This window comes from Streptomyces sp. 8P21H-1 (assembly GCF_013302945.1).
Window position 1 is genome coordinate 1 of the sequence record NZ_JABTYA010000301.1, and the last position, 966, is coordinate 966.

Below are 966 nucleotides of genomic sequence, written 5' to 3' on the forward strand. Positions count from 1 at the left end.
GGGCGGGGACGGCCGGGCCGCCGGTGGCGCGGCGGCGGTTCGCGGTGGTGGTCGCGCCGGGGGGCGGGGCGGGGTCGACGTACCAGGGGACGATGTGGCCGGTGTCGTCGAAGTAGTGCTCGCTGCCGCGCAGCCAGGGGAGGGGGCCCTGCCCGAAGGGGTCCGTGACGGCGTGTGCCAGCGCTCCCGACTCCCACCGGCGGATCTGCTCCGACGGCCCCGGCCGTTCCGGCCGCCCAGGCTGTTCCGACTGCTTCGGCCGTGCCGACTGCTCGGGCCGTTCCGACTGTTCCGACCTCATACGACGTTCCCTCCCTCGTGTGCCGTCAGCCTCTGCGGGCGATGTACGGCCTGGTGACCAGGCCCAGCACATCACATTACGCATGCATACCGTTACCTTTCGTCATGAATTGCCTTCCCCCGGGCGGGAGATGGTGGCAGGGCGCGTACGGGGTCCCCCGCGCCCCCGAGGAGTGAGGGGGTGAGAGGGGCGGGGGGGTGGGAGGGGTGGGAGGTGGTGGGCCGACGGTCCGGGTCGCCGCGGGGCGGATACGACGGGCGTACGGGACCGGCGCTCAGACCTTCAGACCTTCAGACCTTCAGACCAGTCGTACCGGCTTCTCGGGACGTACGCCGAGGTCCAGGAGCCAGGTCCGGAGGGGAGCGGGGTCGCCCTCCTCCACGAGGCTGAGCACCCGGGGACCCAGGTCGGCGGGCCGTTCGCCGCCGATGAGGAGCGAGGGGCCGTCCAGCCAGTCGAGTCCCGGCATGGCTCCGGCCGTGTCCATCGCGGCGCAGCAGACCATCGCCGTCACGTGGTCGCTCAGCAGCTCGCGGCCCGTCCGCGGCGGTTGCAGGGGGAAGAGCGGCAGCGCGCCGTCGTCCCAGAGCGCCAGGTCCGGACCGCCCTGCCCGGCGGGGGTCACGGACGGCGCCGTCGGTCCGGCGGCGGTCGCGGCCTCCTCG

The 966-nt window shown here is 73.9% G+C and carries 2 pseudogenes; both read right to left on the reverse strand.

The features are described 5' to 3' along the window. Positions 1 to 301 (reverse strand): annotated as a pseudogene (locus HO151_RS06365) (hypothetical protein); the annotation flags it as partial. 298 nt (positions 302 to 599) lie between these two features. Further along, positions 600 to 966, reverse strand: a pseudogene (locus tag HO151_RS06370) (hypothetical protein); the annotation flags it as partial.